This window comes from Oryzomonas japonica, assembly GCF_008802365.1.
Classification (GTDB): domain Bacteria; phylum Desulfobacterota; class Desulfuromonadia; order Geobacterales; family Pseudopelobacteraceae; genus Oryzomonas; species Oryzomonas japonica.
Genome location: NZ_VZQZ01000001.1, coordinates 205666 through 232292, shown reverse-complemented (window position 1 = coordinate 232292; position 26627 = coordinate 205666). Strand labels below are relative to the sequence as shown.

Annotated in this window: 27 protein-coding genes; 8 read left to right on the top strand and 19 right to left on the bottom strand. The window is 60.8% G+C overall.

Annotated features, from left to right (window positions below; all coding sequences use genetic code 11):
- Positions 1 to 42 precede the first annotated feature (42 nt).
- From F6V25_RS01035 to F6V25_RS00995, 9 genes are all read right to left on the bottom strand, one after another.
- Positions 43 to 1929 (bottom strand): ATP-binding cassette domain-containing protein, encoded by a 1887-nt coding sequence (locus F6V25_RS01035; protein WP_151126391.1) that lies wholly within the window; start codon positions 1927 to 1929, stop codon positions 43 to 45.
- Positions 1930 to 2149: 220 nt separating this feature from the next.
- On the bottom strand, positions 2150 to 2380 hold the full coding sequence (locus F6V25_RS01030) for a DUF1653 domain-containing protein (RefSeq protein ID WP_151126389.1): 231 nt from the start codon (positions 2378 to 2380) through the stop codon (positions 2150 to 2152).
- Entirely contained in the window at positions 2377 to 3351 is a 975-nt protein-coding gene (locus F6V25_RS01025) for a homocysteine S-methyltransferase family protein (protein WP_151126387.1), read from the bottom strand. Before F6V25_RS01025 ends, F6V25_RS01030 begins: the two co-directional genes overlap by 4 nt.
- Before the next feature lie 88 nt (positions 3352 to 3439).
- Complete coding sequence (locus tag F6V25_RS01020) at positions 3440 to 4531, bottom strand: type IV pilus twitching motility protein PilT (protein ID WP_149307554.1); 1092 nt, start codon at positions 4529 to 4531, stop codon at positions 3440 to 3442.
- 200 nt (positions 4532 to 4731) lie between these two features.
- The gene (locus F6V25_RS01015) at positions 4732 to 6384 is read right to left on the bottom strand and encodes a GspE/PulE family protein (RefSeq protein WP_151126386.1); all 1653 of its coding nucleotides are present in this window, start codon (positions 6382 to 6384) and stop codon (positions 4732 to 4734) included.
- A 60-nt stretch (positions 6385 to 6444) separates the two neighbouring features.
- Positions 6445 to 7815, bottom strand: coding sequence for a replicative DNA helicase (gene dnaB / locus F6V25_RS01010; protein WP_149307556.1), 1371 nt, complete (start codon positions 7813 to 7815; stop codon positions 6445 to 6447).
- Positions 7816 to 7840: 25 nt separating this feature from the next.
- The gene (locus F6V25_RS01005) at positions 7841 to 8266 is read right to left on the bottom strand and encodes a chemotaxis protein CheW (protein ID WP_151126383.1); all 426 of its coding nucleotides are present in this window, start codon (positions 8264 to 8266) and stop codon (positions 7841 to 7843) included.
- Entirely contained in the window at positions 8263 to 9543 is a 1281-nt protein-coding gene (locus F6V25_RS01000) for a methyl-accepting chemotaxis protein (RefSeq protein ID WP_151126381.1), read from the bottom strand. The genes F6V25_RS01005 and F6V25_RS01000 overlap by 4 nt, the downstream gene beginning before the upstream one ends.
- A 25-nt stretch (positions 9544 to 9568) precedes the next feature.
- Positions 9569 to 10420: a CheR family methyltransferase gene (locus tag F6V25_RS00995; protein ID WP_151126379.1), complete on the bottom strand. Its 852-nt coding sequence runs from the start codon at positions 10418 to 10420 to the stop codon at positions 9569 to 9571.
- A gap of 298 nt (positions 10421 to 10718) precedes the next feature.
- Between F6V25_RS00995 and F6V25_RS00990 the strand changes: the two genes are divergently transcribed.
- Together F6V25_RS00990 and F6V25_RS00985 are read left to right on the top strand one after the other, a co-directional pair.
- Positions 10719 to 11519, top strand: coding sequence for a hypothetical protein (locus F6V25_RS00990; RefSeq protein WP_151126377.1), 801 nt, complete (start codon positions 10719 to 10721; stop codon positions 11517 to 11519).
- On the top strand, positions 11516 to 12403 hold the full coding sequence (locus F6V25_RS00985) for an NlpC/P60 family protein (protein WP_151126375.1): 888 nt from the start codon (positions 11516 to 11518) through the stop codon (positions 12401 to 12403). Before F6V25_RS00990 ends, F6V25_RS00985 begins: the two co-directional genes overlap by 4 nt.
- Before the next feature lie 145 nt (positions 12404 to 12548).
- Here F6V25_RS00985 and F6V25_RS00980 read toward each other — a convergent pair whose 3' ends face one another.
- On the bottom strand, positions 12549 to 13325 hold the full coding sequence (locus F6V25_RS00980) for a uracil-DNA glycosylase (RefSeq protein ID WP_151126374.1): 777 nt from the start codon (positions 13323 to 13325) through the stop codon (positions 12549 to 12551).
- Between the two features lie 106 nt (positions 13326 to 13431).
- Between F6V25_RS00980 and F6V25_RS00975 the strand changes: the two genes are divergently transcribed.
- Positions 13432 to 14340 carry a zinc dependent phospholipase C family protein gene (locus F6V25_RS00975; protein WP_151126371.1) on the top strand — a complete coding sequence of 303 codons (909 nt, stop codon included), beginning with the start codon at positions 13432 to 13434 and terminating at the stop codon, positions 14338 to 14340.
- A gap of 16 nt (positions 14341 to 14356) precedes the next feature.
- Here F6V25_RS00975 and coaBC read toward each other — a convergent pair whose 3' ends face one another.
- Complete coding sequence (gene coaBC, locus F6V25_RS00970; RefSeq protein ID WP_151127191.1) at positions 14357 to 15559, bottom strand: bifunctional phosphopantothenoylcysteine decarboxylase/phosphopantothenate--cysteine ligase CoaBC; 1203 nt, start codon at positions 15557 to 15559, stop codon at positions 14357 to 14359.
- Positions 15560 to 15572: 13 nt separating this feature from the next.
- Complete coding sequence (locus F6V25_RS00965) at positions 15573 to 16196, bottom strand: MBL fold metallo-hydrolase (protein WP_151126368.1); 624 nt, start codon at positions 16194 to 16196, stop codon at positions 15573 to 15575.
- Between the two features lie 75 nt (positions 16197 to 16271).
- Between F6V25_RS00965 and F6V25_RS16915 the strand changes: the two genes are divergently transcribed.
- Positions 16272 to 16457 carry a ferredoxin gene (locus F6V25_RS16915; RefSeq protein WP_149307565.1) on the top strand — a complete coding sequence of 62 codons (186 nt, stop codon included), beginning with the start codon at positions 16272 to 16274 and terminating at the stop codon, positions 16455 to 16457.
- Between the two features lie 24 nt (positions 16458 to 16481).
- A complete protein-coding gene (gene rd, locus F6V25_RS16910; RefSeq protein WP_149307566.1) occupies positions 16482 to 16640 on the top strand; it encodes a rubredoxin in 159 nt (52 codons plus the stop codon).
- An 82-nt stretch (positions 16641 to 16722) separates the two neighbouring features.
- Here the strand turns inward: rd and F6V25_RS00955 are convergent, their stop codons facing one another.
- Both F6V25_RS00955 and F6V25_RS00950 read right to left on the bottom strand, forming a co-directional pair.
- Positions 16723 to 16902, bottom strand: a complete 180-nt coding sequence (locus tag F6V25_RS00955; protein WP_149307567.1) for a hypothetical protein — start codon at positions 16900 to 16902, stop codon at positions 16723 to 16725.
- A 54-nt stretch (positions 16903 to 16956) separates the two neighbouring features.
- Positions 16957 to 18030 carry a pyridoxal-phosphate-dependent aminotransferase family protein gene (locus tag F6V25_RS00950; RefSeq protein WP_151126365.1) on the bottom strand — a complete coding sequence of 358 codons (1074 nt, stop codon included), beginning with the start codon at positions 18028 to 18030 and terminating at the stop codon, positions 16957 to 16959.
- 440 nt (positions 18031 to 18470) lie between these two features.
- Here F6V25_RS00950 and F6V25_RS00945 point away from each other — a divergent pair, with 440 nt between their 5' ends.
- Complete coding sequence (locus F6V25_RS00945; RefSeq protein ID WP_151126363.1) at positions 18471 to 20324, top strand: cytochrome c3 family protein; 1854 nt, start codon at positions 18471 to 18473, stop codon at positions 20322 to 20324.
- A 419-nt stretch (positions 20325 to 20743) separates the two neighbouring features.
- Positions 20744 to 22198, top strand: a complete 1455-nt coding sequence (locus F6V25_RS00940) for a cytochrome c3 family protein (protein ID WP_420849947.1) — start codon at positions 20744 to 20746, stop codon at positions 22196 to 22198.
- Between the two features lie 71 nt (positions 22199 to 22269).
- Here the strand turns inward: F6V25_RS00940 and F6V25_RS16905 are convergent, their stop codons facing one another.
- Both F6V25_RS16905 and trxB read right to left on the bottom strand, forming a co-directional pair.
- A complete protein-coding gene (locus tag F6V25_RS16905; protein ID WP_191966038.1) occupies positions 22270 to 22434 on the bottom strand; it encodes a hypothetical protein in 165 nt (54 codons plus the stop codon).
- Positions 22435 to 22444: 10 nt separating this feature from the next.
- On the bottom strand, positions 22445 to 23395 hold the full coding sequence (trxB, locus tag F6V25_RS00935; RefSeq protein ID WP_151126357.1) for a thioredoxin-disulfide reductase: 951 nt from the start codon (positions 23393 to 23395) through the stop codon (positions 22445 to 22447).
- A gap of 143 nt (positions 23396 to 23538) precedes the next feature.
- Between trxB and ilvA the strand changes: the two genes are divergently transcribed.
- Complete coding sequence (ilvA, locus tag F6V25_RS00930; protein ID WP_151126354.1) at positions 23539 to 24744, top strand: threonine ammonia-lyase; 1206 nt, start codon at positions 23539 to 23541, stop codon at positions 24742 to 24744.
- Positions 24745 to 24749: 5 nt separating this feature from the next.
- Here the strand turns inward: ilvA and flaF are convergent, their stop codons facing one another.
- From flaF to F6V25_RS00915, 3 genes are all read right to left on the bottom strand, one after another.
- Entirely contained in the window at positions 24750 to 25133 is a 384-nt protein-coding gene (gene flaF, locus F6V25_RS00925; protein ID WP_151126352.1) for a flagellar biosynthesis regulator FlaF, read from the bottom strand.
- Positions 25114 to 25512 (bottom strand): flagellar biosynthesis repressor FlbT, encoded by a 399-nt coding sequence (locus F6V25_RS00920; protein WP_151126349.1) that lies wholly within the window; start codon positions 25510 to 25512, stop codon positions 25114 to 25116. Before F6V25_RS00920 ends, flaF begins: the two co-directional genes overlap by 20 nt.
- 171 nt (positions 25513 to 25683) lie before the next feature.
- Positions 25684 to 26502, bottom strand: a complete 819-nt coding sequence (locus tag F6V25_RS00915; protein ID WP_151126346.1) for a flagellin N-terminal helical domain-containing protein — start codon at positions 26500 to 26502, stop codon at positions 25684 to 25686.
- Positions 26503 to 26627 lie beyond the last annotated feature (125 nt).

The following is a 26627-nucleotide window of genomic DNA, read 5'->3' as shown; positions in this document are numbered from 1 at the left end:
TCGCGTGTGATAGGCGGCCTTCCGGCCGCCGGGTTGCGTATCCTATTGCAGTGCCTCCAACTCTTCCCAGCGGCCATAGGCGGCGGCCAACTCCTGTTCCAACTCCCCAAGCCGGGTGTTGATCGCGGCCACCTCGGCGCCGGCCGACTTATAGAAATCGGGGTCGGCCAGGGTGGCGTGCAGCCGCCCCTGTTCCTCCTCAAGGGCGGCGATGCGGTCCGGCAGGGCAGTCAACTCCCGCTCCTCCTTGAAGGAGAGCTTGCGGGGGCGTTCCTTCTGGGACCGCCCCTTCTCCTGTGCCGGTTTGGAGGTAACGGGAGCAGCGGGCGCCTCCGCGGCGGCCTGGCGGAGCCAGTCGTCGTATCCCCCGACGTATTCGCGGACCGCGCCGTCACCGGAAAGTACCAGCGTGCTCCCCACCACATTGTTGAGAAACTCCCGGTCATGGCTCACCAGAAGCAGGGTCCCGGAATACTCCAGGAGCAGATCCTCCAGCAGATCCAGGGTCTCGGCGTCCAGGTCGTTGGTCGGTTCGTCCATCACCAGCACGTTGGAGGGCTTGGTGAACAACTTGGCCAGGAGCAGCCGGTTACGCTCGCCGCCGGAGAGGATCGAGACCGGGCTGCGGGCCCGTTCGGGTGAGAACAGGAAGTCCTGGAGATAGCCGATGATGTGGCGGCTCTTGCCGTTGATCACCAGGGTGTCGTTCCCCTCCCCCACGTTGTCCTGCACGCTCCGGTCCGGGTCGAGCTGTTCCCGCATCTGGTCGAAATAGACGATCTCCAGGCGGCTGCCCGCCTTGACCGCGCCCTGGTCCGGCGTCAACTCCCCCAGCAGCAGGCGCAGCAGGGTGGTCTTGCCCGAGCCGTTGGGGCCGATGATCCCCACCCGGTCCCCGCGCATGATGGTGGTGGTCAGGTCGGTGATGATCGGACGGCCGTCGTAGGCAAAGGAGACGTGCTCCACCTCCGCCACCAGGCGGCCGGAACGCTCCCCCTCCTGGAGCTGGATCTTGGCCGTGCCCTGGCGCTCCCGGCGCTGGCGGTACTCCTCGCGCAGGCTCTTCAGGGCCCGCACCCGTCCTTCGTTTCTGGTCCGGCGGGCCTTGATCCCCTGCCTGACCCAGGCCTCTTCCTGGGCCAACTTCTTGTCGAACAGCGCCTGGCGGGTGACCTCGGCCTCCAAGAGCGCCTCCCGGCGCTCCACAAACTCGTCGTAGCCGCAGTTGAAGGCATAGATCCGCCCCCGGTCCAGCTCCGCCACCCGGTTGGCCAACCGCCGGGCAAAGGCCCGGTCATGGGTCACAAAGACCAGGGTCTTGACCTGATGCAGCAAAAAATCCTCCAGCCAGAGGATGGTGTCGATGTCCAGATGGTTGGTCGGCTCGTCCAGGAGCAGGATGTCCGGCGCGGCGATCAGCGCCTTTGCCAGCAGCACCCGCCGTTTGGTGCCGCCGGAGAGGGCAGAGAAAGCGACCTCGGCGTCCAGTTGCAGCCGCTTCAACACCCGCTCCACCTCATGGTTCAGGCTCCAGCCGCCGCTTTCCTCCAGCTTGTGCTGCAACTCCTCCAGTTCCGCCAGGAGCGCCTCGCTCCCCTCCAGGGAGAGGCTGTGGGCGACCCGGTGGTATTCGGCCAACAGCTCGGCCGCGTTGCCCATGCCCGAGGCCACCACGTCGAAGACCGTGCCGTCGATCCCCATGGGCACATCCTGGGAGACCAGGGCGACCCGGAGCCCTTGCTGGCGCTGAATCTCGCCCCCCTCCAGGGGAAGTTCGCCGCCGATCAGCTTGAGAAGCGTCGATTTGCCGGTGCCGTTGCGCCCCAGCAGGCAAAGCCGGTCCCCCGGCTCGATCTGGAGGTTGATGCCGTCGAAGAGCGGCGGCCCGCCGAAGGCCAGGGTTATGTCGCGAAGGGTGATAAGTGCCACGGGTACCTCATGATGATGTGATTGGCTGTAACGATTGTGCGGATCACGTGGTGCGGATGTATCGCAGTAGCGTGCATTCGCTGGTTATGACAATTCGTCGTCGTTGCGTTATACCTCGGATGGTGAAAAAACTCGCAAAATAATTTACCGGTCCCCCATCATCCCGGCACCACCGCTGACATTGGGCAGGAAGAGTGGGTAAAATTTGCACATTCAACGTTCAAATTTCACCCAGCCACTGGAATCTCGGCACCTTGCGCCCGTCCACCAGAACCTCCTCCAGAAACATGCCGAGCGGCCGGACCCACAGGGAACGGTCGCCGTACAGCTGGCGGTAGACCACCATCTCCTCCTCGGTCTCGCTGTGGCGGGCGATGGCGACCACCTCGTATTCGTTCCCCTTGTAGTGCCGGTAGCGGCCGGGGCGCGGCCGAGTCGGGGCGGCAGTCATAGCCCCTCCTGCAATTGTGGCAACCGGGCGGCAAGGCACCGCGCCAGGGAGTCGATATGGCGCTCGTCCGTGCCGCAGCACCCACCCAGCACCTTCATGCCCAGATCACCGTGCAGGGCGGCCACTGCCGCGCCGAAGACCTCCGGCGCCTCCTCCACCAACGCGATGCTGTTGTCCAACTCTTCCGGGCTCAAGGCGGCGGTGTTGGCCAGCAGGCCGATCACCCGCTCCCTGACCAGCGGTGACGAGTTACGCTCGTGGCAGAGGGCGCGGCGGAAGACCGAGGCGTGGGTGCAGTTGATCAGGTAGGCCAGGGGCGGCCGTGAGGCCTGGCTGTCGATGGCGGCGATGGCGTCCTTGAGCGGCGTGCCGTCCAGCAGGGTCCCTTCAGGGCGGGCCACGAAGCTGATCAGATAGGAGAGCCCGGTGGCCGCCAGGGCCTGGGCCAAGCCGATGGCCTCGCCCAGGGCCGGCAGGGTGGTGGCCAACAGCAGATCGACCCCGGCAGCGGCCAGGGCTTCGGCCTGCCAGGCGTGGAAGGCCGAAGCCTCGGGGGCGCTCAGGGCCTCTTCCGGCTTATAGGCATCCCCCTTACAGCTCAACAGCCCGCCGATGACCACGTTCTTGCCGTAATCCCCCTGCTCCCGGCGCAGGGAGTCCAGGAAGCGGAAATTGTCGCCGTTCAGGTCGCGACCGGCCAGCCCGGCGGCGGCGATACGCTCGCGGCCGGCACGCCAGGTGGGAGTGGAGAGCAGGAGCGGCAGGCCGTAGTTGCGGCCGATCTCAAGGTACTGGCGGCAAATCCGCCCGAGGGTGCTTCGTCCGCGGTCGTCGTAGATCAGGGCCGAGTTGACCACCTGATCGTCCAGGCGGATGTCGGGCATGCGCCGCAGGCGTTCGATGACCGCCCCTTCGGCCAGGATGACGGGAGAGGCTGCCAAAAGCCGCTGGAAAACGCCCGGATGATTCATACGCCCCCCTCCCCGTGCGCCCACGACAACAGCAGCGCGGGGTTGCTCCAAAACGAAAGGCCCCGTGCGGGGCCTGGGCCTTCGTCCCTCAATGCCCCGGCATCCCCGGCGCCCCCCCTTGCTGGGCGGGCAGGTACTGTTCGAACTGTTTCTTGTCGATGGAGCAGCGGTAGGCCTCTTCCGGGTTGATTTGCTTGGTTTTGAGCAGGTCCAGCAGGTGCTGGTCCATGAGCTGCATGCCGTCCTTCTTGGCGGTCTGGATGATGGAAGGAATCTGAAAGGTCTTCGCCTCCCGGATCAGGTTGCCGATGGCCGGCGTGCCGATCATGATCTCCAGGGCCGCGGTACGCCCCTTGCCGTCGGCGGTCTTGAGCAGTTGCTGACAGACCACACCCTTGAGGGATTCGGACAGCATGGCGCGCACCTGTTCCTGCTGATCGGTGGGGAAGACGTCGATGATACGGTCGATGGTCTTGGCCGCGGTGTTGGTGTGCAGGGTGCCGAAGACCAGATGCCCGGTTTCAGCGGCGCTCATGGCCAGGGAGATGGTGGTCAGGTCGCGCATCTCCCCCACCAGGATGATGTCCGGGTCTTCGCGCAGGGCCGCGCGCAGGGCCGAGGCGAAGCTTTCCGTATGCTCGCCGATCTGGCGCTGGTTCAGGAGGGACAGTTTGTTCTCGTGGATGAACTCCAGCGGGTCCTCAAGGGTCAGGATGTGTTCCTTGCGGGTGGAATTGATCAGGTCGATCATGGCCGCCAGGGTGGTGGATTTTCCCGAACCGGTCGGCCCGGTCACCAGCACCAGCCCCTTCTTGAAGTTGGTCATGCGCCGCACCCCCTCCGGCAGATGGAGGTCGTCGGCCGAGAGGATCTTGGTGGGGATGATGCGAAACACGCCGGCGATGCCGCGGTGCTGCATGAAGACGTTGCCGCGGAACCGGGCCAGGTCGGGCACGGCGTAGGCAAAGTCCAGGTCCTTGGTGGCCTCGAACTGGGCGCGCTGCTTTTCGTCCAGGATCTCGAACAGGACCTCCCGGAGTTCTTCATGTGCCAGGCTTTTGAAGTTAAGCCGCACCATCTCGCCGTTCAGACGGAAAATAGGCGGATTCCCGGTGGAGAGATGCAGGTCCGACGCCCCCTGCTCCCTCATCATCCTGAAAAGCGCATCGATCTTTGCCATGTTAGAATCCCTCCACTGTTCCCACGGAGACAGCGCCTTGATTTGGAATCAGTATTACCAAGCTGTTGAAAACCAAGGTTGTTCAAAAACAGTCAGATCGTCGCACCCGCGAGACAAGCCCTGCGGGGGCGTGAGCTTTGCTACGCCGCACACAAGGGCTTTCGAGGACGAAGGCCTGATGGCTGTTTTTCAACAACCTCTTACAACACCACCGAAGCGATATATTCCTCCGGCGATACCTGCCCCTCCATCAAAAGCCGCAGCCCTTCCTGGTCGCTACCGTAATAATCCACCTGGCGCAGGTAATTGTCCAGGGCCGTCACATCCAATGACTGTTTGAAGACCCGCAGAAATTGGTCGTCGAAGACCAGCGCATCCACCAGGAAACGCCGCGTGCTGAATCCGCTGTGACCGCACGCGTCGCAGCCGCTGGTGCGGTAGAAAGCGGCCGGGGGCTGGTCCAGATGCATGACGGTCTGCTCCTCCTGCGGCGGAACGTAGGCGGTCCGGCACGCGGGGCAGAGGATCTGGACCCCCTTGAAGGAGACCAAGCCGTTGACGAACCCCGGCAGGAAGTAGTTTTCCTGCTGGTAGAGCAGGAGGTGCCGCAGGACATTACGGGTGCCGCGTATCTCCAGGCCGGCGAGCACCAGTTTACCGCGCATGGCGGCGCGGCAGGCGGCGGTGAAAGGCATTCCCTCGGTGGCGTCCTCGATCACCAGCACATCCGGGTCATGGTCCAGGACGTCCATGATCAGCCGGGCCCGGCCTGCCTCGGAATGGGGCAGGGGGATGCGCGGAAACCGCTTGTTCATCCGACCCGGCCCCTCTCCCAGGATGATGACGTTCTTTCCGGCGGTATCGGCCTCCTCCAGCATGAGATCCATGAAACGGCACCGCTCCTGGCCGTTGCGCGAGGCGAAAAAGGTAATGCCCTGATTCGTCCGGGCCAGCAGGTTGAAGGCGGCCTCCTGGGCCACCGGCAGATGCAGCTCGGCTACCCGGGGAGGAACGTTGGCGCTGACATGGGTCCGCAGGGTGACGTATTCGCCCCCCTGGCCCGGCATGACCAGGACCTGGAAGGTCACCGGGCGAGATTGGTAGGTAAAGGGGAGCAGGCCGATGGCGTTCCGTTCGGCCAGAGGAGCGATCGCGGCGCTCCTGTGCAGCCGGAGGATAACGTCGGGGTAGTAATTGGGGGCCAGGGTGCCGATGGGACGGGTGATCCCCCCCCGCTTCCCGGTAATAGCCACCTCGTCGCCGAGGGGTTGCAGGGAGAGGGACGAGAGACGATTCTGGATGATGAAAACCATCAGGTAGTTGAGCAACGTGTCGCCGCTGATATCGCCGTTGATGGCCTCAAGGGACTTGTCGGAAAAGGCGGTGGAACTGAAACCAAGACGCTCCTGGCCGACCGGGCCGTACCACGCGTCGACCATCTGGCGGATCTCCCGGATCAGCGCCACGGACAGGTTGACCCGCAGACCGGTGTGGGCCTCGACCGCTTCGACCGCCGCCCGGTTGAGCGGATCGGCAACGGCAACGTTCAGTTCGCCGCCGGTGCAGATCAGGGGGATGAGGTTATAGGCCCGGGCCACGTCGGCCGGCACCAGGGCAATGGCTTCCGGGTCGATCATCTCCTTCTTCAGTCGGATGTAGGGAAGATCCAACTGGTTGGAGAGCGCCCAGTCGATATCCTCCTGGGTAACGACCCCCAGGTTGACCAGCGCCTCGCCGAAACGGATGCCGAAACGTTTCTGTTCTTCCAGGGCGTTGACGATATCCGACTCGGTGATGATCTGTGAAGACGAGAGGATATGGCCCAGGGACCCTTTTTTCACTAATTCTGCCATGCTGCCCTCCTGGAGTCGCAACGCACGTCTGCCGCCCCGTCGAGATGCCGGGAAACGGCATCACGCATCGGGCCGGTCGCTTTTGTTCTCAAAACGGGTATGCTCGCCGAGGAACACCAGTTCCACCGTACCGATGGCGCCGTTACGCTGCTTGCCGATGATGACCTCCGCATTCCTTTCATGGTTCTGGGTACAGGAGCCGTCCCGCTTGCGGCAGTGCTCGCAATAGACCGATTCGCGGTAGACGAACATGATGACGTCGGCATCCTGCTCGATGGCGCCCGATTCGCGCAGGTCGCTCATCATGGGGCGCTTGTCGCCGCGACTCTCCAGGCTGCGGTTGAGCTGGGAGAGGGCCACGACCGGCACGTTCAGTTCCTTGGCCAGGGCCTTGAGCGAGCGGGAGATGTCCGAAATCTCCTGCTGGCGCGATTCGGTATTGGCGCCGCCCCGCATGAGTTGCAGGTAGTCGACGATGATCAAGCCGATGTCGTGCTCGCGCTTCAGGCGCCGCGCCTTGGAGCGCAACTCCAGCACGCTGATGGCCGGAGTGTCGTCGATGAAGATCTTGGAGTCGTAGAGGATGCTGGCGGCCCGTTGCAGCCGGGGCCAATCCGAATCCTGGAAGTGGCCGGTACGCATCTTGCCGGAATCGACCCGGGCGATGGAGGCAAAGAAACGCATCACCAACTGTTCCTTGCCCATCTCCAGGGAGAAGATCACCGAGGCGACCTTTTTCTTGGCCTCGGCGCTGGCGTACTGGGCGATATTGAGCGCCAGGGTGGTCTTGCCCATGGAGGGGCGGGCGGCAACGATGATCAGGTCGCCCGGCTGGAAGCCGGCGGTCATGTTGTCCAGCTCCGTGTAGCCGGTGGGGACGCCGGTGACGTGTTCCTTGCGGTCGTGCAGTGTCTGGAGGATCTTGAAGGTATCCTTGATGATCTCCTGCACCGGCACGTACTGGGGCCGCAGTTTGTTCTCGGAGATCTCGTAGAGGTCCTTCTGCGCCAGGTCCAGAAGCTCGTTGACGTCCGTTTGTCCGTCGTAGCCGCGGGTGGCGATCTCGGTAGCCACGGAGATCAGCTTGCGGTTGATGGACTTTTCCTTCACCAACTTGCAGTAATAGCTGACATTGGCCGCCGTGGGGACATAGTCCACCAAGGTCGCCAGGTAGGCCGCCCCCCCCACCTCCTCCAGTTCGCCCTCTTTCCTGAGCATGTCGGTCATGGTGATCAGGTCGCACGGCTCGCGCTGATCGGAGAGGCGTATCATGGCCCGGAAGATCTTGCGATGGCTTTCGCGGTAGAAATCGTCCGGCCCGATGACCTCCAGCGCGCGGTTGATGGCGTCGTTGTCGATCAGAACCCCCCCCAGGATGGACATCTCCGCTTCCAGGCTCTGGGGGGGGAGTTTGCGTGAATCGTCTGTCATACTCATACCTTTATCTTCAAACAGATTATGGATTTATGGTTTCCGCAGCCCGCTGCGCAATGGCGGCCACGTCAAGCAGGACGCATTCGCCTTCGGGCAGATGGAGCAAGGCGGAAGCGCAGGGATCGTCCGGGGCTTCCCCCAGGGTGGCCTGCTCCGGCGGTGCAATCCTGATGACCCGTTCAACCAGAAAGGCCAGTGCGGCGATGCGGGGATCGGCCACGACGACCTTTTCCAGGTCGTGGCAACTGGGCAGTCCCAGGAAGGCGGCCAGATCCATGACCGCAACTATGGTGTCGTGGAAGTTCATTGCACCGACATAACAAGGAGCCGCGCCGGGTAGGGGCCAGGTGAGCGGCGGTTCGTCAACCTCGGCCACCTGCAGCAGGTTGACGGCAAACCGCCGCCCCTGCAGGGTAAAAAGGAGGTATCCGTGCTGGTGCCGGGTCATGCCTGATCCGGTTCGCCGCGGTCGACCTTGAAGCGTTCCACCACCACCAGCAGCCCTTCCGCCAGTTTTGCCAACTCATTGGTGGCCAGCGCCATATCCTGCATGGCAGCCAGCTGTTCTTCGGTGGCGGCCGAGACCTGCTCGGTGGCGGCGGCGTTATCGTCGGCCACCTTGGCGATCTCGTCCACCGACTTGACCATCTTGCCCGAGCCGTCCATCTGCATCTGGGAAAGGTCGGCGATGCTGTTGGCCCTCCGTTCGGTTTCCAGGACGGTCGTGAGGATTTCCTGAAAGGCCGTGGCGGTGACGTCGATGTTTTTCTTCCCCTCCCTGATGGTGCGGGAGCTTTCCTGGATGATCTCATGCACCCGATGGCTCTCTTCCCGCAGGCTTTCGATCATCTCGTTGATATCCGCCGCCGACTGGGCCGAGCCATCGGCAAGCTTGCGCACCTCATCCGCCACCACGGCAAAGCCTTTGCCGTATTCCCCGGCCCGGGCCGCCTCGATGGAGGCGTTCAGGGCCAGCAGATTGGTCTGGCGGGCCACGTCGGCGATGAAATCGGCGATCCTGCCGACCTTCTGCAGCTTGGAGCTGAAGACGTCGAACTGTCGGCCGATCTGTTCCTGGCAGTCGAAAAAATCCTTCATCCGCTCCAGGGAATCGGTGGCCAGGGTGCCGCCGTGCTGGGCAGTGAGGCTCGTCTCCCGGGCCGCCTTGGCGGTTTCCTTGGCGCGGGAGGCGACCAGTTCGATGGAAATGGCCATCTCGCGAATGGTCTTGGAGGTCTTTTCCACCATTTCAGCCTGGGTTTCGGCGCCGCGGGAAATCTGTTCGATGGCCTGGGCGACCTCTTCGGTGGAGGCGCTGATCTCCAGGGCGTTGGAGTTGATCTCCCGGGCGGAATTGGTGAGTTTGCCCGAAGCCTTTTTGATGTGCCCCACCAGATCGCGCAGATTCTGGAGCATCAGGTTGATCAGGTCGGCCAGCTCATGGGTTTCGTCAGGTATCCGGGTGGGGGGCATGTCCACCGCCCGGGTCAGGTCGCCCCTGCTGATGGATTCGGCCGCTTCGGTCAAGCGGCTGATGTTGGCCGTAAACCCCTTGGAAAAGAGCCACCCCAGGATGAGCCCCAGGGTCAGCGCCATGGCATACCCCAGGATGCCGGATATCTCCGGAGAATAGCCGAATAGGGCGACCAACCGGGGGCTGAAGGCCACCGCCGCCACGACCACTATGAACCCGAGGATAAATTTATAGCCTATGGGAATCCTCATACCACCCCTCCGCCCGTGATTCAATTCATGATATCCGCCGATAGATGCGTTCGGTGCGGCAAACCGGCGCGAAACGGCCGCGCGAGCTGCCGACCAGCACCTCGGATTTGCCCAGCACAAGTATACCACCCGGCCTGAGAATATCCGCGATCCTGTTGAGGATCCTCTCCTGTTCGGGCCGCGCGAAATAGATCAGGGTATTACGGCAACAAACCAAGTCGCTGGGCACGTACTCTTCCGGGTTGCAGATGTCGCCCCGCTGAAAAGCCACCATATCCCGGATCTCGGGAACCAAGCGGAATAACCGCCCGTCCTGGCGAAAATAGCGTTCCCGCAGATCGACCGGCATCTCCTTGAACCGCCCCTCGTCATATTCGGCCGCCCGGGCGGCCTGGAGCGTTTTGTCGTCAATGTCGGTAGCCAGCAGGGACACCCGCTCATGACGGATCTCCCTGCCGAAGAATTCCCGCAGCATGATCGCCAGGCTGTATGGTTCCTCACCGCCGGCGCAGCCGAGACACCAGAATCTGAGCGGCTCGTCCCGGTGATCCGTCCGTGCGGCGAAGAGCTCCGGGATGACCTCCTTGCGCAGTTTTTCAAACACGGAGTGGTTGCGAAAAAACTGGCTGACATGGATGGTAAGCGATTTCTGGAGCAGGTCAAGCTCCTGGTCGCTCCGGCTCAGCAGGTCGCAATAGGCGGCGGCATCGCTGCTGCGTGTCGAACGGATTCTGATGGCCACCCGCCGCTTCATGCAGGTGTCCTTATAGACGGCCAGACTGAACCCGCGCCACCTCTGCAGGATCGCACCGATCGTCTCTAGCTCCTCGTCGCTTATCTCCGGGAGCGCCGGAAAGATACTTACGCCAAAGGGCACCTTTTCTGCCGCCTCTCTGTCCGGGCCGGTCGCCCCGGAGTATGCAGGAACATTCCAACGCGTGCAAACCGGATGCCTTTATGCTGCCCCCGCACCGGAATATTTCCCCAGGCCCCATCTGTACCACGAAGCCGCTCCCGGCGCAACCGCATGTATGGACCTTCCGCCCGGGTTTGCCGATAAGCTGTTTCTCTGGCAGGCTGTTTGCAGTATCATTATCCGGTAGAGGAACACGTACGAGGCGCAAACCACCCGGAGAAAGCCGCTTCGGAACACCCCACAGGAGATTTACCCCCCCATGAACCAGTCTGCAAATTTTGCGGATAGTGATCAAAAACTGTCACACGACCTTCAACGGGTCCTTCTGGCCGACAAGGACGAGTTGTTCGAGATCATGCAGGAATCCGACGGCGAGGTTCTGCTGGCGGCCCTGCGCAACCGGTCCCTCGACGAGAACCATCTGCTGGCTCTGCTGAAGCGCCGCGGCCTGCCCGGAGAGCTCTTCACCGCCCTGTATAACGGCAGGCGTTTCGGCGATAGCTACCCGCTCAGGTTCGCCCTGGCCAGCCACCCCGACACCCCCGTGCACATCGCCGGCAACCTGCTGCCCCAGCTCAATATCTTCGACCTTATCAAGCTCTGTTTCATCCCCGCCGTGCCGCCCGACCAGCGCCTGTGCGCCGAACGCATCATCATCCAACGCCTGCCCGCCCAACCCCTGGGCAACAAGCTCACCCTGGCCCGGCGGGGAACCGCGACGATTGTGGAGGCGTTGCTGCGGGAAGGGCTGCCGCCGGTGGTGGAGGCCTGCCTAGACAACCCGCACCTGAAAGAGGGAGCGGTTCACCAGTTCATCACCTCTGCGGCGTCACATGCCGAAACCATCTCCATGATCGCCCGGAACGGCCGCTGGAAAAACAAACCAAATATCCGCCTGGCGCTCCTCAAGAACCCCCGGACACCGGTCATCTGGTTTACCCTGCTTCTGCCGGGGCTGCCCCCCGGTACGCTTCGGGAACTGCTCTCCGTGCCGCGCCTTACCGGAGCCCAGAAGGAACTGGTCCGGCAGGCCTTGAGCAGCAGGGGGGGCAGGGCATGATGCGGCCGCTTCCCGTCATCCTGATGATGCTTCTCGGCTGGAGCGGCACCAGCGGGGCCGCTTCCTACGGCGTGGCCCGGAGCGCGGCGCCGGTGCTGAACAGCCCGGCTTTCAGCCGCATCTTTGGAGGAGCGGACGGCAGGTCCCTGAAAACCGACCGCTGCGGCCAGGTGCGGGAGATGGAGTTCATCGCCCTGCCGGGGACCGTCTTCAGGGTGCGGGAAACGATTCCGGGGACCGGGGCCACCGTCTACCGGGTGGAGACCGACGATTATCCCGCCCCGGCCGGCATCTCGCTGTATGTGGACAGCCGCTTCATCGAACTTCGCGACGAACAGCCCCCGGCACGTTCCCGAATCCTGCCGCCCCGGGAACGGATCATCGCCGCGCTCCGGGAGGCCGTCGGCAGCCCTTACGTGTGGGGCGGCAACCTCCGGGAGGGGGCACACGCCCTGTTCGGGACACTCTACCCTGCCGAGGCGTCATGGGACGACAGGGCCAAACGTCGCCTCGCCCTGGCCGGGCTGGACTGTTCAGGGCTGCTCTACCAAGCCACCAACGGATGGACGCCCCGCAACACATCCCAGTTGGTTGCCTACGGCACCGGGGTGGCCGTGGAGGGGAAAAGCGCCCGGGAGATCGCCGAGAAGTTGCAACCGCTCGATCTGCTCGTCTGGAACGGCCATGTGATCATCGTCCTGGACCGGGATACGACCATCGAAAGCCGCCTGGAGTGCGGCAAGCCCGGCAATGGGGGGGTGGTGAGGACACCGTTGCGCCAACGGCTGGCGGAGATCATGCGGACCCGCCGACCCCTGGATGCGTGGCCGGCACCGGGGAAGCGGCAGGGGGTCTTTGTGGTCAGAAGGTGGTACGGACTTTAGCATATTGCACCGAAAGGCGGGCGAGCCGTTGGCGTCGCCCCTACGGAAATATATATTGACCTACATGTGCCAGATGCAAATCCAATAAAACGTAGGGGCGATCCCAACGGGTCGCCCTTGGTGCAATTGGCAATAAGTCTAACGCCTACTTTTTTCGCGATTTCTCCGGCACCGGCAGCTTCAGGAGCCGCAGCACCTGGGTCATGTCCTCCCAGACCTCCCAGAAAGGCCCCGAATCGCCCCGGTTGCGCAACAGGTAGGAGGGGTGATAGGTCGGCATGACCGGCACGCCGTGGTAATCGCAGAACTTGCCGCGCAGCTTTGAGATCGCCTCCTTGGTGCCCAGCAGGGTCTGGGCGGCGAACCTGCCCAGCGCCACGACCACCTCGGGCTGGACCGATTGCAACTGCCGCAGGAGGAACGGGGCGCAGGCGGCAATCTCGTCCGCCTCCGGGTCACGGTTGTCGGGCGGACGGCACTTGACGACGTTGCAGATATACACGTCCTCCCGCTCGAGCCCCATGGCGGTGATGATGCGGTTCAGGACCTGCCCGGCCTCACCCACGAACGGCTCCCCCTGCCGGTCCTCGTCACCCCCCGGCCCCTCTCCCACAAACACCAGCCGCGCCTGGGGGTTGCCCACGCCAAACACCAGATTCTGCCTCCCCTTCGCCAGCTTGCAGCGTTGGCAGTCACCCAGGCTTTTCCGGATCTTTTCCAGGGATTCATGCTTCTGGTCGTGGGGCGGCTCTCCGCTCTCTGCCGCTGCCGGTGATGCCGCAACCGTCTGCGGTACCGCTGCCGTTTGCGGCATCGTTGCAGGGGGCGCGGCGACAGGAAGACCGTCCAGGCCGCTTTCCTGAATGGTCAACAGGTATTCCCGCAGGGACGATGCCGCCACTGCCTTGAACGATTGAGCCATTACTATCCCTTGTGTTGTATCATTCCCCATTCTGGGGTAGCATTATCGTGGTATACTTTTTGAACTGTACCAGTTCCTTCAAAGCCATGTCAAAGCGAAAGAGGCCATGTTTCCATTCGTGTTGTTGCTGACCATCTGCGGTGTGCTCGTCCCCGATGCGGCTCACGCCTGGGGCGGCGGCATCCATCTCCAGGCGGGCCTGAGCGTGCTGTCCGCCCTCGACACCCTGCCCCCCGCCATTGGGGCGGTTCTGGGGGCATACCCCCGCGACTACCTCTACGGCTGTATCGCGGCCGACATCATCGTGGGGAAGAAATATACCCATTACCTGCTCAACTGCCACCGCTGGCGCATCGGGCAGAAGGTGCTGCAGGCGGCCCACAGCGACGGCGAAAAGGCCTGCGCCTACGGCTACCTCTCCCACCTGGCGGCGGACGGCATTGCCCACAATTATTTCGTTCCCTACAAGATCATGCGCTCATTCGCCTCGGTGACCATGAAACATACCTACTGGGAGATGCGGTTCGAGACCTTTGCGGACAAGGCGGTCTGGGAGCGGGCGCGGGAAATCTGCCGCTCCGACCAGCACGCCAACGACGCCATGCTGCGCAGCGTTCTGACCAACACCCTCTTCTCCTTCGGCACCAACAAGCGCATCTTCAACTCCATCATGCTCCTGTCGCGTCTGGAAAAATGGCAGAAGGTCATGCAGACCCTGTCGGACAACTCCCGCTACACCCTGGCGGAGAGCGATCGGGATGAATACATGACCCTGACCGAGGAGGCGGTCTTTGATTTTCTCCACCATCCCGAAGAATCGGAATGCCTGATGACGGACCCGACGGGGGAAAAAGCTCTGGCTGCTGCGGATGCCCTGCGGAAGAACCTGCGGCTCCTCTATAAAAATGGGCGGATCTCCAAGGCCGATGGCCTGGAACAGGTGGATTTGCTAAAGCACAAACTGCGGCAGGCGCTGCACAAACCGGAACTGCTGAAGGAATTGTACCGGGGGTGAGTGGCGCGGACCTGACCTACCGCCGCTGGGCGGGGAGACGTGAGGCGATCTGGTCCAGGATGCGGTTGGCCAGTTCATCCTTGGACATCAGGGGGCATTCCTGGCGGGAGCCGTCCCTGAAGAGGAAGAGCGCCCGGTTGGTGTCCACATTGAAACCGGCATCCCCCAGGCTGACGTCGTTGGCCACGATCATATCCAGATTCTTTTCCGCAAGCTTTTGGGCGGCGTACTCCTCCAGGCGGGAGGTCTCCGCGGCAAAGCCCACCAGGAACGGACGTTTCTTCAGGCGTCCCAGTTCCGCCAGGATATCCGGGTTTTTGACCAGCGTCAGGGTCATCTCGGCCGCCTGCTTCTTGATCTTGTCCCCCTTGCGCTCGGCCGGCCGATAGTCGGCCACCGCCGCGGTCTTGACGACCACCATGCATTCCTTGACATGCTCCATCACGACTGCCTGCATATCGCGGGCGCTTTCCACGCAGATCCGCTCGACGCCCGCCGGGGCGGCAAGCCCGGTAGGGCCGCTGACGAGAATCACCCGTGCGCCGCGCTGCCGGGCGGCCCGTGCCACGGCATAGCCCATCCTGCCCGACGAGTGATTGCTGATGAAACGGACCGGATCGATCTCCTCCCGGGTTGGACCGGCCGTGACCATGACGGTCACCCCCTCCAGGTCGCCGGGCCTGAGCGCCGCCACAACCGCTTCGAAGATCGTCTCCGGCGCGGCCAGTTTCCCCTCCCCTTCCCAACCGCAGGCCAGGGCGCCGGTTTCGGGCGCCACGAAAAGGTAGCCGAGCCGGCGCAGCTTGTCCTCGTTTTCACGGTAGATCGGATTGGTGTACATGTTGACGTTCATGGCCGGGGCGATCAGTACCTGCGCCTTGGTCGCCATGACGGTGGTGGTGAGCAGGTCGTCGGCGATGCCGCCCGCGATCTTGCCGATCACGTTGGCCGTGGCCGGGGCAATGACAAACAGGTCGGCCCGGTCGGCCAGGGAGATGTGCCCGATCTCCTGCTCGGCGATCAGGTTGAACAGTTCGCTGTGCACCGGGTTGGCCGAGAGGGTTTGGAAGGTCAGGGGGGTGACGAACTCCTGTGCCGAACGGGTCATGACCACGTGCACCCGGGCGCCGGCCTTGGTTAGAAGACGCAGCAACTCCACCGCCTTGTAGGCGGCAATGCCCCCCGTAACACCTAGTACAATCCGCGTATCCTTCAGCATATCGTCATGGTCCTCAGAAGTAGGGGTTATGGCGTTTTTCATGGCCAATGGAGGTCTCGGGGCCATGCCCCGGATAGGCGGCCACATCGTCCGGCAGGGTAAAGAGCTTGGCTTGGATGGAGGCCAGGAGTTGGTCGTGGGAACCGCCGGGGAGATCGCTCCGGCCGATGGAGTCGGCAAACAGGGTGTCGCCGGTGATGACTTTGCTCTCTTCGGCCAGATAGAGACAGCACCCGCCCTGGGTATGGCCCGGCGTATGCAGCACCTTCAGGCGGTGGGTCCCGAACTCGATCTCCATCCCATCGGTGAGAAAACCGTCGGCCGCCGGGGAGTTCTCGCCTTGGATACCGTACATGCGCCCCACTTCGGCAACGAGGCCGAGCAAGTGGGCATCCTCCCGGTGGATCAGCAGCGGGGCCTTGAACGTCGCCACCGCCTCGCGGTTGCCGCCGACATGGTCGAAATGTCCATGGGTGTTGATGATATACCGTATCGTCAGCCCATGGCGTTGAACCGTCTGGATGATACGCTCCACATCGCCGCCCGGATCGACCACCACCCCTTCGCGGGTCTCTTCGCACCCCAGGATGAAGCAGTTGACCGACAGGGGCCCGACTACCACCGCATCAAAGATCATCGTTTTCTCCCGCTTGGTTGACATCCGTCTTGAAGCTGCTACAATACCTCCCCAGGATTCGGGAGGGAGTTACCAATGAAACGACCGGTTGTGGATCAGGAAAGTTGCATCAGTTGCGGTCTCTGTATTTCGACCTGCCCTGAGGTCTTTCGCTTCAACAGTTCCGGGAAGGCGGAATGCTTCGCCCCATCCGGCGCCCCTGAAAAGGATATTCAGCAGGCTATCGACGGCTGTCCCGTCCAGTGTATCAGCTGGGAATAATCTCTATCACAAAGGAGCATTGCTATGGAACGTTGGATCTGCACCATCTGCCAATATGTCTATGATCCCGCCACGGGAGATCCCGACCGGGGCGTTCCTCCCGGAACGCCCTTCGAGTCCCTGCCCGACGACTGGACATGCCCCTTGTGCGGCGCGGGCAAGGATGCCTTTGAAAAGGAATAGTACGCCGGGCTGAGCGTCAGCCCCAGACGGCATCGCACAAAAAAACGCAGCACCATCAAGCCCTCCGCCAGGAGGGCTTTTTTCATTTTTTCTTGTCGGGTGGCTTGATGATGTCGATCTTCATCTCGCCCGCCTCGGTCTTGACCCGCCAGACAAGCCCGCAGACGCCGCACTCCTTGAGCGGCGATTCGTCGGAAGAAAATCCACCGGAATGCATGTCAAGATTCAAGGATGTCCTGTTACCGCAATTTGGGCACTTCATGGCATGTTCCTCCTGTGTATCGGTGCGGGACCGGGCCGGCGCAAGGGGCGAATTTCAGGCCAGGTCGGGCATAATGCTGATAATGGCGCTAAAGAGTTCCTCCAGGTCGTGGCGGGTCATGTCCCCCATATGGGCGATACGGAAGGTCTCACCCTTAATTTTGCCATAGCCGTCGTCAAAGGCAAAGCCTATTTCGGCCAGTCCCTTTTTCAATCCGGCCAGATCGACGCCGCGACTGTTGCGGGCGCAGGTCAGGGTGAGCGAACAGTATTCCCGGTCGGGGAAAAGTCCGAAACCGCGGTCGGTCAACCATTGGCGGGCATACTCGGCCATGTCCCGGTGGCGCGCCCAGCGCGTCTCCAACCCTTCGGCAAAGATTCGCTCCAACTGGCGGTCCATGGCGAAGATCTGGGAAATGCAGGGTGTGGAGGGGGTGTTGTGTTTGGCGTCGTTGGCGGCAAACTCCGTAAAATCGAAGTAATAGCCGCGGCCCTCCATGGTCGATGCCCGTTGCAGCGCCTTGTCGCTGGCGGTGAAGATCGTCAGACCCGGCGGCAGGGCAAAGGCCTTTTGCACCCCGAAGATGCAGCTGTCGATGCCCAGTTCATCCACCGGGATCTTCAAGGCGCTCATGGAGGAAACCGTATCGACGATGAACATGACATCCGGGAATTTGCGCATCACCTCGGCGATTTCGGGCAAGGGAGACATCACTCCGGTCGAGGTTTCGTTATGGATCATGGTCATGCTGTCATACAGGCCGGTGGACAGGGCCTGTTCGACCGCCTCGGGCGTAACCGGCTTGCCCCAGTCGAACCGGATGGCATCGGCCTGTTTGCCGCAGCGGAGGGTGACATTGTGCCACTTGTCCGAGAAGGCGCCGTTGCAGAAGTTGGCGCACCGTTTTCCCACCAGATTGCGAATGGCCCCCTCCATGACCCCGAAGGCGCTGGAGGTGGCCAGGAAGACCTTCCCTTCCGTGGCCAGGATCTTTTGCAGGCCCGAGGTCACCCGTTCATGCATTTCGGCATATTCCTTCGTGCGGTGACCGATCATGGGGGTCGCCATGGCGGCGAGGATGTCGGGATGGACCGGCACGGGGCCGGGGATAAAGAGTTTTTTGTACATGGTGAGGCACTCCGGATTTGCCCTGAAGCTATGTTCAGCGGCAGAGTTTTTTCGACGAACCGAGATGTTACTTTGGCAAGCTAACAAAAGCACTTGGCAAAGTCAAGGGCACAGCATTGCCAAGGGTCGTAAATTCGGGAGGTTAGGTATACATTGACGCCATCCGTCGGCCGGTGACCCGGCGCATGGGCAAGGGCACGACCGGGATGCCGCAACGGAAGTTGCCGTCATGAGTCGTGATTTACGTGGGCACCGTTAATGCAGATGTTGGGGACCTCCTTTATCCTGTTGTAATTTCATCTTCTTTATTCGCTGCATCCGTTCAGAAAGTGTGTATGCAGTATTCAATTTTCGTTGATTTAGAACTTTCTGTTGTGTAGTGTATATTAAATTTATACACCCATCTTCATTACACCCTATTGGTATGGAGGAGCACTGTTATGCAGTTTGTTTTCTGTCGTATGCTGCCGTTTCTGATGCTGCTAATGGTCTGGGTCGGTCCGTCGCTGGCCCAGCAGGGAATGGCGATCGACCCGGCCACCTGTCTGGGCTGCCACGGTGACAAGATTTCCGTGCGGGCGTTTGCCGAGTCGGTCCATGGCAAAAATGCCTGTACCAGTTGCCATGTGGATATCACCGATCTCGCCAAGCACATGAGAAAAGAGATCAAGGTCCAGAAGGTCCAGTGCGAGCGCTGCCATAAAAAGCAGAACGCCGAACATTATGCCAGCGTCCACATTGCCAAGGGTGTCATGTGTGCCGACTGCCATACCGATATCCACGTCCACAAGTACTGGAAGAACGACAAGCGCCTCGTCGTCGCCAAATGTGTCCAGTGCCACGACAAGGAGTCGGTCTACCAGAAATCGGTCCACGGCAAGGCGGTTGCCGCCGGCAATGAGGACTCCGCCGCCTGCAATGATTGCCATGGCCTGCACGAGATCAAACCCCTGGGAGATCCCAAGAGCCGTTCCAACCGGGAATTCCACACCAAGGTCTGCCTGAAATGTCACAGCAACGAAGAGATGATGAAGCGCAACAACGTCTTCAACGTTGCCGTCAAGACCTACATGGAGAGCTACCACGGCAAGAACTACCGCCTCGGTTTCCCCGAAAAGGTCGCGGGCTGCGCCGACTGCCATACGGGACACTCGGTGCTCCCCAAGGATGACCCCAACTCAAGCGTCAATCCGGCCAACCTGGTAAACACCTGCGCCAAGTGCCACGCCAAGGCGACCACGCTCTTTACCAAGTTCTATGCCCATGGTGAGCATACCGACCGGGAGAAGTATCCGATCCTGTACTACACCTTCCTCGGAATGACCGGTCTGCTGCTGGGCACCTTTACTGTCTTCTGGATTCACACCCTGCTTTGGATGTTCCGCGGCTTCGTGGAAAACAGGGAAAAAGCGGCCAAACTGGCCAGCGGCGAATACCACCATGTCGTACCGGAAGCCCACAAACAGTACCGTCGTTTCAACCGTATCCATATCTTCATGCACATCCTGGTGATCACCAGCTTCCTGGGGCTCTCCCTGACCGGCCTGCCGCTCAAGTTCAGCACCCAGCACTGGGCCATCTCCCTGATGAATCTCTACGGCGGTTCGGCCCATGCCGGCTTCATCCACCGGATCTGCGCCGGCATCACCTTCGTCTATTTCGGCATGGCGATCGTCATGAGCATCAATTTCCTCTTCTTCAAGAAGGGTATACAGGGGAATCCGATCCAGCGCCTGTTCGGCCCTGACTCGCTCTGCCCCAATCTGCGTGACATCAAGGATGTCGGCGCGATGTTGAAATGGTTCTTTTTCAAAGGGCCGAAGCCAACCTTCGAGCGCTGGACCTACTGGGAAAAGTTTGACTTTCTCGCGGTCTTCTGGGGTATGTTCGCCATCGGCGGATCGGGCCTGATGCTCTGGTTCCCGGAATTCTTCGGCCTGTTCCTGCCCGGCTGGGTGTTCAACGTAGCGACCATCGTCCACTCTGACGAGGCCCTCCTGGCAACCGGCTTCATCTTCACGGTCCACTTCTTCAACACCCATGGCCGTCCGGAGAAGTTCCCCATGGACTTCGTCATCTTCAATGGCCAGATCGGCAAGGAAGAGATGCTTGAGGAGCGCGGCGATCAGTGGAAGCGTTACGAGGAGTTGGGCATCATCGAACAGTACGCCTGCAAGAAGACCAGCGGCGTGGCCTATGACTTCCTGGTCAAAGGGTTCGGCTTTACCGCCCTCTTCATCGGCATCAGCCTGCTGCTGCTCATGATCCTCGCCTTTGGGAACGGCGCCCACTAAACCGGGGCCGCATCTGCCAGATTCACCCGGGGGGCGAACTTTCGCCCCCCTTTTTTTGCCCCCTACCTCAATGTGAATCCTTGACCCCGGAGACCCCACTGGCCGAGGTGACGCGGGATCTTATCACGTTGATGCCCCTGAACGACCGCTGCACGTGCTGCAGCAACGGCATCCTGAGCACCGAGAGCGATCGAAACCTTATATGGTGCGGGATGTTCCGCCAGCAAAACCCATACGTGCGAAAGAAACCTTGGACTTATTTTGTTTGACAAAGGTATAACCGTCGATGTAAAAATAAAAATTTACTGTATACTCAACTTTTTTTGGCATACAGACACGCAGGGAGGTGTACGTTGGAACTTAAAAACTCAAGTATTTACCGCTATTTGATGAACAGCACCAGTATCATCGGGGCACTCATGGCATTGATCGCAACCGTCCTGATCATTGCGTTCCTGCTCCTTGAGGCCTTCACCGGGCTGGAAAACCCCTATATGGGCATGTTTGTCTACTTCGCCTTCCCCGGCATGCTCATCTTTGGCCTGCTCCTCATCCCGGCCGGCGCGTGGAGGGTCCGCAGCCGGTTCCGCAAACACCCGGAACTGGGCATCCCCCGCTTGCCGCGCCTCGACCTGAACGATCCCCATACCCTCAAGCTTTCCATCTTCTTCATACTGGCGTCGGTGGTCTTTCTCATTGTCGTCGGCACAGCGTCCATCAAGGGGTTCGAGTTTACCGAATCAACCACCTTCTGCGGCGAACTCTGCCACGTGGTGATGCAGCCGGAGCATACCGCGTGGTCGAACTCGCCCCATGCGAAAGTAAAATGCGTGGAATGCCACGTCGGCCCCGGTGCCGAATGGTACGTCAGGGCAAAACTCTCGGGCCTGCGCCAGGTCTGGGCCGTCCTGACCCACTCCTGGCCCACGCCGATTGGAACCCCCATCGAAAACCTGCGCCCCGCGCGCAGCACCTGCGAACATTGCCATTGGCCCGAGAAATTCTATGCGGGCCGCCAGAAGATCTTCTACCACTACGCCCCGAACGAGGATAACACCCCTCGCGAGATCAACATGCTGATCAAGATCGGCGGCACCCCCAAGACGCCCAACGCCATGGGAATCCATTGGCATATCGGCCGCGAGGTAACCTTCATCCCCGGCGACAAGAAGCGTCTGACCATCCCCTACGTGGCGGTCAAGGGCAAGGACGGCACGGTTACCGAATACATGGACCCCTCCAAACCGCTTTCACGGGATGAAATCGCCAAAGCGACCAAGCGTATCATGGATTGCACCGACTGCCACAACAAGCCGACCCATATCTACTATTCCCCGGGCGAGGAGATGGACAGGAACTTCGCATCCAATACCATCGACCGCGGCTTGCCCTACATCAAAAAGGTGGCCGTAGAACTGCTCGAAAAGCCCTACGCAAGTACCGAAGAGGCCGTGAAAGCCCTTGACGCCGGCATCAAGGACTACTACGCGAAAAATTATCCCGAGGTTGCGGCCAAGAAGGGCGCCGCCATCACCCAGGCCATCGGGCAGATCCAGAATATCTACAAGCGTAATTACTTCCCGAAGATGAAGGTGTCGTGGAAGACCTACCCAAATCATATCGGCCATTTCTACACCGCCGGCTGCTTCCGCTGCCATGACGGCAAACACAGATCGCCCGAGGGGAAACTGATCTCCAAGGATTGCAAGCTCTGTCACGAAGTGCTCGGCCAGATTCAGGAGAATATCCCCACCGGGAAGAAGGTAAGCGAATTCGTGCACCCGGTGGACATCGGCAACGAGATCTACAAGACCAATTGCAGCGAGTGTCATGCCGCCGGCGGATATGACGTCCCCGGTGGGGGTAAGCACTAACTCACCGCTAAACGCAAAAAGCCCCTGGAAGAAACCTTCCAGGGGCTTTTTGCGTTTCCGGGCGTTCATGCTCAGAGTTCCTCAAAAACCTCCCGCTCACCTCCGTCGTCCCCATCATCCTGTTCCTGACCGCTGTCGGCATCGTCCGCCAAAGCCTGGAGGAAACGGCGGTTATCATGGATGGTTTTGTGGATGTCACCCAACAGGGCATCCAGGTCGTCAGGGGTCGCCGACATGGCACGTTCCTTACTTGCGAAGTGTTTCCAGATACTTTTCGGCGTCCAGCGCAGCCATACAGCCGGTCCCGGCCGACGTGATCGCCTGGCGATAGATGTAGTCCTGCACATCGCCGGCGGCGAAGACCCCCTCGATATTGGTGGCCGTGAGATTCCCCTCGAGACTGCACTTGGTCCGGATATAGCCATTTTCCATATCCAGCTGCCCCTCGAAGATGGTTGTGTTGGGCGTGTGGCCGATGGCGATGAACACGCCGTGGACCGGCACCTCCTTGGTCGAGCCGCTGCGATGGCGGATGCGGATGCCGGTCACGCCGCTGGCGTCCCCCAGTACCTCGTCCAGGACATGGTGCCACTCGATCGTGACGTTGCCGTTCTTCGTCTTTTCGATCAGCCGGTCAGTCATAATCTTTTCGGCGCGGAACTGCTCACGACGATGCACCACCGTCACGTGGCGGGCGATATTGGAAAGGTAGAGCGCCTCCTCGACCGCGGTGCTGCCGCCGCCGATGACCGCCACATCCTGGCCGCGGTAGAAAAAACCGTCGCAGGTGGCGCAGGCGGAAACACCTTTTCCCTTGAAGGCCTGCTCGGATGGGAGCCCCAGGTACTTGGCCGAGGCGCCGGTGGCGATGATCAGGGCATCGCAGGTATAGGTGGCACTGTCCCCTTCGAGCACGAACGGCCTCTGGAGCAGGTCGGCGCGTTTGATGTTGTCAAGGACCATGCGCGTGTTGAACCGTTCCGCGTGCTGCCGCATGCGCTCCATCAGGTCAGGCCCCTGGACCCCTCCATATTCTCCCGGCCAATTATCGACCTCCGTCGTCGTGGTCAATTGCCCGCCCGGCTGCAATCCGGTTATGATAAGAGGGCTCAGGTTGGCCCGTGCGGCATAAATAGCAGCGGTGTAGCCGGCCGGCCCGGCGCCGAGAATGATCAATTGATGGTGCTCTGCCTCCATGATGCCTCCTCTAGGATGTTCTCTTGCTAATGTACCAGCAAAGCGAAAACTTGCCAAGAGCCCAAAACGGCGGTTCTTCACATTTGACCCTGCTTGACCCGTCTGGTACTATGACACAACTACCCTTTGGAGAGCCCACGGCCATGCCCTTTTACGAACTCATACAGGAAGCCTACGACCGCCTCAGGAAACGCGTTCGCCGCACGGAGATGATCTACTCGCACCACTATACCGAGAAATTGGGTGCGCCGCTGTTCTTCAAGTGCGAAAACCTCCAACGTACCGGTTCCTTCAAGATCAGGGGGGCTCTCAACTTCATGACCGCCCAGACGAAAGAGGCCCTGAAACATGGCGTCATTACCGCATCGGCGGGAAATCATGCCCAGGGGGTGGCCTTTTCGGCGGACCTGTTGGGCGTCAAGGCGACCATCTACATGCCGGAGATCACCCCACCCCAAAAGGTTCAGGCCACCCGCGACTACGGCGCCGACATCGTGCTGATCGGTAAAAATTTCGATGAATCCTGCGAAGCGGCACAGGAGGCCCAGCGTTCCACCGGCGCCCTTTTCGTGCACCCCTTCGACGATGAACTGGTCATGGCCGGCCAGGGCACCATAGCCCTGGAGATTCTGGAAGAATTGCCGGACGTGCAAAACCTGCTGGTCCCGGTAGGAGGAGGCGGCTTGATAGCCGGCATGGCGGCGGCGGTGCGGGAGCGCGCGCCCCACATCCGCATTATCGGCGTCGAATCCACGGCCGCCCCGTCCATGTCGGCCTCGTTTGCGGCAGGCGCTCCCTGCGAGACGCCGGTAAAGGTGACACTGGCCGACGGCATTGCCGTAAAGCGCCCGGGGCAGCTGACGGTGCCCATCATCCGCGCCTGTGTCGATGAAATCGTTCAGGTTGAGGAAGAGGAAATCGCCCAGTCCATCGTATCGCTCCTGGAGCGAACGAAACTGCTGGTGGAGGGAGCCGGCGCCGTTCCCCTGGCGGCGGTGCTGCATGGTAAGGCACGGAATCTGAAAGGCAAGACCCTCTGCCTGCTGTCGGGCGGCAATATCGATGTCAAGACCATCGCGCTCGTTGTGGAACGGGGACTGTTGGCTGCGGGGCGCTACCTGAAGCTGACGATAGAACTCGATGACCTCCCCGGAGCGTTGGCCCGGTTAGCCACGGATATTGCAGAAACACGCGCAAATATATTCCACATCAGCCACGACAGACGTTCAAAATCATTGACCCTCGGCAGAACCGACGTATCGCTTGAACTCGAAACCCGCGGCTTCGAACATATGCGCAAGGTAATCGAGTGTCTCGAAAGGAAGGGATACGCCCTTACGGTCGAATAGCCGTGTTATTGCTCGGACGGCTTGGTCCGCAGGCCGGTGGCGATGTTGAAGTTGATATCGATGACGATGGAGAGTTTTTCGGGTTCGGGAAAGGCCAAGACATTAAAAAGGTGATTATCTACGAAGAGGCTGAGGTTAAGGATGTCCTCCTTCAGATTTCGCGGGAGCGGGTTTTCGGGACTGCTCAACTCGGCCTGGAAGAAGCTCCAAACCTTCTGGTTGAACTTTATCGCCTCTCTTAGTTTCGCGTCACGGTCTGACGCATCCCAGTTCTCCTGCACCTGTTTCAGCATGAGAGCGGCACGGGAGAGCACCGACGCCTCCAGTTCCCTTCCGCTGAGCGACTCCTTCTGCATTGTTGTGTAGGCATCAACAGGATTTTGATACATTGATTAGAAGCTCCTCTTCATAGGCGATGAGTTTTTTGGCCTGCTTCAGCGCCTGGTAGTATTCTCTGTTCAGGGTATACTGATTTGTCTTTGAAATCAACTCTTTCATGCTAGGTACGGCCTCCAGCAACTCATCGACGAGGGCGCTAAAAATGGGGAGCGTGGCGGCACAATTTTCCTCGTCAATGTACATGAGCTGGAGGGCAAGATAGATCCGGCGACACGGTGTCGTCGCCTCTGCTTCGGTGAGGATATCCGCCTGTCTCAGGACAGGGACGTTGTTTTCGATGGTGAAATGAGAGGTAGAAGCCCCGTTCTTGACGACGGCGCCTCCGATGATGACCTTCTCTTGGGGTTTGAGGGTAAGTTTTAGTGGCATGGTAATCAGCTTTTTGAGTAATTTTTTTGTCGTTGTAGGTTGCCTGGAGGCGGCGGTTGGCGGACTGTGCATTTTGTACCGATATGGCTTACCCCTGTCAAGCAATAAAGGGAGGAGACCAAAGTCCCCTCCCTTTATTATTTACCGATTCTCTGTCACTCCCACCCTCTATTAGAAGAGTTTGAGAACAGACTGGGCTGCCTGAGACGAGAGGCTCAGGGCGGTGGTGCCCAGAGACTGACGGGTCTGAAGTGCCAGCATGTTGGCGCTTTCCTGGTTCATATCGGCCAGGGTCAGGTTGTCGGCGCCGGTCTGCAGCGTGTTGATCATGCTGGTGGTGAAGTCCTGGCGGGTCGTGATGACGGACAGGTTACTGGCCAGGGTAGAAGCGTTGGAGCGCAGCGTGCTGAGGGCGTTGTCCATGAATGCGGAGGTGGACGTAGCGTCAGCCGTCGAGCCAACCCACGTAGCGCTGGCGCTGACGCCCAGGCCAGCGGCAGAGCCGTTGACACCATTGATGGTGAGGTTGGAGTCGCCGGTCTTCTGACCGAACTCGATGGAGAGCGTGCCGTTGGTCAGCAGGTTGGTGCCGCGGTAGCCGGAGTCGCTGGCCAACGTGGTGATCTGCGAGGTGATCGACAGGAACTGGGAGTAGTAGGTTGCCTGAGCGGTTGTGTCGTTGGTCGATGCAGCCTGGCTGGCCAGACCTTTGGCCGACTGGATCAGGGCGGTGATGCCCGTGATGCCGGCGTTGGCAGCCTGGATGGTCTGGACCGCCTCGCTCATGCCGTCCTTACGGTCGTTCAGGTCGCTGGCGCGCTGGGTTTCCGACTGGGCTGCAAAAAAGTTGGTGGGGTTGTCAAGGGCGGAGTTAACCTTCTTGCCGCTGCTCAGACGCTGCTGGGTCTGCGAGACTGCAGACGAAGTCTGCTGAAGTGCGAGGAGGTTGTTCCGCATGCCCGATGTGAGAGAAATATCATTGATTGCCATGGTGATGCTCCTTTCTGGGGTTGTGCCCGGCCATTCTGCCGGGTGCGCTTTCTGCGCTTACTATACTCATCGTTCTTTGGTGAAATTTCTTTAGGAAAAAATGAGTACCGCAAAAAAAGTTGAAA